General features: G+C 60.8%; 4 protein-coding genes. 2 read left to right on the forward strand and 2 right to left on the reverse strand.

Annotated features, from left to right (window positions below):
• On the forward strand, nt 1-2,403 hold a 2,403-nt coding region (locus RMO15_RS17730), incomplete at its 5' end, for a hypothetical protein (RefSeq protein WP_309714846.1).
• Nucleotides 2,404-2,578: 175 nt separating this feature from the next.
• A complete protein-coding gene (locus tag RMO15_RS17735; RefSeq protein WP_309714848.1) occupies nt 2,579-4,096 on the forward strand; it encodes a hypothetical protein in 1,518 nt (505 codons plus the stop codon).
• Here RMO15_RS17735 and RMO15_RS17740 read toward each other — a convergent pair.
• Both RMO15_RS17740 and RMO15_RS17745 read right to left on the reverse strand, forming a co-directional pair.
• On the reverse strand, nt 4,073-4,954 hold the full coding sequence (locus RMO15_RS17740; protein WP_309714850.1) for an NAD(P)-dependent oxidoreductase: 882 nt from the start codon (nt 4,952-4,954) through the stop codon (nt 4,073-4,075). The two genes, RMO15_RS17735 and RMO15_RS17740, sit on opposite strands and share 24 nt — an antisense overlap.
• A gap of 9 nt (nt 4,955-4,963) precedes the next feature.
• Nucleotides 4,964-5,890, reverse strand: a 927-nt coding sequence (locus RMO15_RS17745; RefSeq protein ID WP_309714852.1) for an ATP-binding cassette domain-containing protein, incomplete at its 5' end; no start/stop codon positions are given.

A 5,890-nucleotide genomic window follows, 5' to 3' on the forward strand; every position in this document is an offset into this window, starting at 1 on the left:
GCACAGCCGCAACAGCCCCCCCCTGCGCTACGCTTCCCGGATAACTTTGTCTGGAACCCGGAGACGCGTGGCCCTCTGCTGGCACTCTCTGCCAGTAACGAGAACTCCGTCCAGCCTGCCACCGTCGGCTCGCTCACGGCCCTGATTCCCAAGCAGCGCACCGAGCTGCTCTGGGAGAAGCTCCCCGCTCCCGATCTCTTTGCCGGTCTGGGCGAGCAGCAGAAGCTGGCGCTCCTCAAGGCGAGCCTGAGTGAGAAGCAGTGGGCAAAGCTCTGTAGCCGCGCCGGTCTGGGTCTTGGGGATCTGGGCCGCGACCAGCGCACGCTTTTTCTCGCGCTCCTGCCCAATCCCCTCACTCTCAGTCGAAACGGCGAGGCTGCCGAGATAAAAGACCCCACACGCCAGCAAACTCGCCTGCGCCTCTCGCGCAAGTTTACCTACCACTTCACCAACAGCGATGGCGGCGCAATCTCCGTGGCCAGCAACGAACCCACGAAACCAAGCTGGGAGCTGGGAATCTCTGCCTCTCAGCAAGTCTTTCTGCCTGGCGCACGGCTCTCTGGAGATTCTTTCGTTATGCCTGCCAATATCCGACTCGGGTTCTCCCAGGCAGAAGCTACAGACACCTTAATACGGCAACCAGTACAGACACTGAGTTTTGTCACAAGCCTAACAGATATTCCTGGGGTTACTCTCTCCCAAAACATCAGAAGGTCTTTTGACCTCAATGATCTCTCGACAATCGGTAGCAGCGGCGGGACGTTTGGGGCGACCTTTACCTCACCACGCAGTAATAGCTCCAAGCCTAGCCAGCTTGAGTACGCCAGCCCTCTGCTTGATGCCACCGTGTCCCTGGTCGGGGTAAAAACGGTCGGGGAGCTGGTGGTGCGCTGTGGTGTGGCAACCAAGCAGGAGCTGTTCTGTGACCCGCGCTATGCGAGCCTTGCGGTGCATCTGCGGGGGCCGAGTGCCCGTGCCGGGGATATTTGCCAGGCACTCGCACGGTGCGTTACCGGAACGTGGCGAAGAGTCGGGCCGGGCTATGTCCTCACCGACGACTTGGTTCCCCTCGCGATCCGAATGGGCCGCATCCACGACTGGCTCACAGCAGCGCAGCAGAACCTTACTAAAATGCAAGAAGGAGCCGACGAGCGAGCCGATGCCATGCTCGCGGCCTACTTAACGTGGAGCGATGACGATCCCAACCGCCCCGATGCGGCACTTGCCACAAAGCTCACCCCAAACACACAGGCGCTCCGAGTGAGTGAGCTTTCCCCCGCCTTGCGCGAGCAAGTCGCCAAGCAGATCGCCTTCTACCAGAACAACCCGAACGGCGACCCGAACCGCGCTCCCATCAACACGGACAAGATTATCTACACACCCCAGACCGTCCTAGAGCTTCTGCCCCCCGGCTACGACCCCGTTCCCGTGCGCTGGGCCAGCAATAGTTTCCGACAAACAAGTCGCCCCAAAACGGACATTAGTGCACTTCCTGAGCCGCCGAAAAACAGCCCGCCGCGCACGCTGGCCGTCGCGATCCAGAACGCGAGCGAGGCCCAGCTTGCCGTCGCCACGGCAAAAGCAAGAGGCTTCACCGCGCTCTGGGTGCAAGTGGGGCGGGACGAAGTAGCACTTCTGGCAGCCGCGATAAAAGCAGGCGAGGCGGAAGGCATTCCCGTCGCGGCCCTCGTGCGCCCCCTCCAGGCGATGGTGGGCACTGAGCAAACGGTCGAGGGGAAACGCTCCCCAAGCTACCTACGCCCCGACCTGCCCGAGACCCAGGCAGCCGTCCTGCCCGCACTCAAAAAGCTCGCCGCCACACCCGGTCTGGCGGGCCTCATCCTTACCGATATCTACCCAACCGGCTACCAGCGCGACGGTACGACCTGGGACGCAACTCTGGGCTACAGTGAGAGTCTTCGCCTTGCCTGCCTCCGCCAGCGAGGTGCCGATCCCGTAGACCTCACCCATGCACAGCTGCAAAACAACTCCATGATCTTCCTCGGTGACAATATCACTTTTCTACCAAGCTTTGGTACCAGCTTCCGCAATCCCTCCTACTCCCTCCCCTCCTCAGCCTGGTATGGCCCATCGAGAGCACTCTGGGATGTGTTTGATACCGTGCGTCAAGTCGCTGCCGAAGCCTTTGCGGACAACCTGCTTGCGGAGATGAAGAGCCCCGCACCCGGCTTTTTCCTCGCACGCCAGAGCCGCGATCGGCGTACCTTCGCCCCCACCCAGCGCTGCCTCTGGGTTCCGACTTCCCTATGGCCTAATAGTATTGGTCATTTTCTCGCCCAGTGGCACGAGGCGGCCCGAGAGAAAAAGCCCCCCGAGAGCCTCGTCTTTGATGCCTCGGATCGGCCCCTTAGTCAAGCACTTGCTGTGCTCAATAAGCTATGAGACTTTTTTCCGAATCCCCCCACCGAGTGATCCGCTGGTTGAAATCAGCGTCTGAGGGCGTTCCGCCAGGAAGTCGCTCCGCGACTAAACCACTTATGCGGCTCCGCAGTCGCGGAGCGACTTCTCAGCCGAGGCACGAGGCTCTCAAACGCCGCTTTCAATCGGCGGGTACGTCATGAAAAGCCCCAAGATTCCCCGTGACCCGTTTCTCCGTTTGCTGCTGACAGCACTGGGAATCTACTGCATCGCCTATATCTGTCGAGCTAGCTTTCTGCTCGGGCAGACACGTTTCTTTACGCTCTTTGACGATGCGATGATCTCGCTACGCTACGCACGCAACCTTGCCTACGGCGATGGGCTGGTCTGGAATCCGGGGGAGCGTGTCGAGGGAATCACCAACCCGCTCTGGACACTCCTGATGGTTCCCTGGCAGACGCTTCTGCCAATCGAGTGGGTAGCACTCCCCGTTCAGCTTCTGAGCGCGAGCTGCCTGCTTCTCAATGTTATCCAAGTCTACCGGCTTGCAGAGATGCTCGCACCAAGTAGCCGCGCAACAGCTCGGGTAGCAGCTGTTTTCACGGCAACCTACTACTCCCTGAACAACTGGGGAATGCTCGGGATGGAGGTGGGGCTGCTGGCACTGCTTCTCACCAGCGCAGCTCGTCTCGCACTTCAGAAACCACAGCGGCCCTGGCTTCTCTATGCACTGCTCTTGCTCGGCATTTGGACACGGCTCGACTTTCTGGTTCCTGCACTTGTGCTCTCTTTTGTAGCCGCCCGCAAGCCGCTGGGAATCGCCACGCTTCTTTTACTGGGTATCGGCTTGCCCACCCTACTCCGGGTGCTCTACTACGGCGATCCGCTCCCCAATACCTACTACCTGAAGCTCACAGGCTATCCGCTGGGCCTGCGTGTAACCCGAGGGCTGTATGTCTTTTGGACGTTTCTATGGAGCGTGAAGTTTCTCCCGATTCTCTGGCCGCTCTTTTACGGCATCCGTCAACGCGGCCCGGCTATGCTCCTCTGCCTTATCTTTCTCACGCAGTGCGCCTACAGTATCTGGGTGGGTGGCGATGCCTGGGAGGGCTGGGGGGCCAACCGCTACATCAGCACGGCAATCTCTCTGCTCTTTGTGGTGCTGGCGCAAGCCGTGGTTGCCCTCGCAAAAGACCGACGCCTCTGGCTCCTCGGGCTGACGGCGCTTTTGGTTCTGCTCAACAACTCCCGTAACGGGGTTAAGTCGCTCGGTCGTGCTTTGCTCGTCGTGCCTCCTGTCTATGCCCACGGTGGTTTGGGCGACAACGATAACCTGCTCCTGACCGTGCGGGGTCTGATTGTCAAGGACATCACCCAGAGCGATGCCGTGGTTGCGGTGACCACGGCGGGACACGGGCCGTTTTTCATGGAGCGCCGCTGCCTGGATGGGCTAGGCAAGTGCGACCCCGTGATCGCGCATCAGCCCATGCACCAGGCTCCACTAGGACGCTCGGTCTACACCTGGTTCTATCCGGGGCACCTAAAATTTGACGGAACCTATACCATTGGGGTAAAGAAGCCTGATGTCGTCATCGAGTACAAAGACTCCCCCGGCCCCGAGTACGAGCGCCTCAACACCGGCGTCGGCCCCCTCTGGCTGCGCACGGACTCGACAAAGATCCACCGGGATCGGCTAGCGCGGCACCGTCGCCCGTAGGCACCCCGCTGACCAGAGCGCGCGAATGTCCTCGCCGCGTGCCTCGCGCTCGGTGAGGTCTTGGAGAAAAGTTGCGAAGCTGATCTTAGGCGTCCAGCCCAGAGTGCTCTCAGTCTCCGACATATCGTGCTGCTCGACCCGATCCGGGAAGGTAATTCCGTACTTGGCGATCGAGGCACTGCTTCCTGGCACCTGAGCCTCGCACCAAGCCAGACCGTGCGTCTTGAAGTCCCCCACGACCTCGTCAGGCATTCCGTGGTTGGTATGAACAATCGTCCGAAATACCCCAAAACCGCCTTCGAGCCCCTTCACAATGGACGCCACGTTCGACGCGGCCACATCGCGGGCATCCACGCCGTTTCGTAGCAGCTTCTCCCCAAACGCCAGGTAGGGCTTGGGCACAAAATCATGATAGCGCAGGAGGGTAATCGGATTTCCCGTGCGGTGGTGCCACGTCCGGCACAGATCCTCCCCGATAACCTTCGTGACTGAGTAGACCCCACCGTGTCCGTAGGCCATCGAAGACGCATAGGCCACGGCCTTCACCCCGAACTTCACGCACGCCTCAAGAACATAAAACGTCCCGTCCACGTTCACCGCAAAGATCGTCGCATCGCTCACCGGCGGGATATGAGCACAGTGCCACGCCGCCAGATGGACAACCGCGTCGCAGCCCTCCACCGCCGCGTCCACATCCTGAGGCGAGCGCGTGTCGCAGCGCACAAACTCAGCACCGATAAACGTCTCACTCGGCACCGAGACATCCGCCATCCGCACGCTGTAGCCCGCCGCCAGCAGCTGTCGCACCGTCTCGCGTCCCGCCACACCCGCCGCCCCCGTCACCAGAACTCTTGTCATCGCTTTACTTTACAGTATTTTCTTTAAGTATCGCCCGGTGTGGCTGGCTTTGCACTTTGCAATGTCCTCAGGGGTTCCGGTGGCGACGATGATGCCGCCGCCGTCGCCGCCTTCGGGGCCAAGGTCGAGCACCCAGTCAGCGCACTTGATGACATCGAGGTTGTGCTCGATCACCAGAACCGTGGCTCCCGCGTCTACCAAACGCTGGAGGAGGGTGAGGAGCTTTTCGATGTCGGCGAAGTGCAGGCCGGTGGTGGGCTCGTCTAGGATGTAGATCGTCGCGGCGTGGCTGCGCTTAGAGAGCTCGGTGGCGAGCTTGACGCGCTGCGCTTCGCCGCCGGAGAGGGTTGTGGCGGGCTGACCGAGCTTGATGTAGTCGAGGCCCACATCGGCGATGGTCTTGACTTTTCGGGCGATGCGCGGGACGGCCTCAAAGAACTCGACCGCCTCCCCCACCGACATATTCAAGACATCGCTGATGTTCTTGCCCTTGTACATCACTTGCAGGGTCTCGCGGCTGTAGCGTGCGCCCTTGCAGATCTCGCAGGGAACATAGACATCAGGGAGAAAGTGCATTTCTATTTTCAGGATGCCGTCGCCCTGGCACGCCTCGCAGCGCCCGCCTTTGACGTTGAAGCTAAATCTGCCGGGGCCGTAGCCGCGCACTTTTGCCTCGGGGGTGGCGGCGAAGAGGTCGCGGATGAGATCGAACGTGCCCGTGTAGGTCGCGGGGTTGGAGCGCGGGGTTCGGCCAATCGGGGACTGGTCAATGTCAATGACTTTCTCGATATGCTCGATGCCCGAGATCCCCGTGTGCGGCGAGGGCACCATGTGCGAGCGGTAGATCTCGTTCATCAGGCGTGGGTAGAGCGTGTCCTGAATGAGCGTGGACTTGCCCGATCCCGAAACGCCGGTAATCACGGTCATCGTGCCCAG

Origin of the sequence: Armatimonas sp., from assembly GCF_031410135.1 — a bacterium.
In the GTDB taxonomy this organism is placed as follows: Bacteria; Armatimonadota; Armatimonadia; order Armatimonadales; family Armatimonadaceae; genus Armatimonas.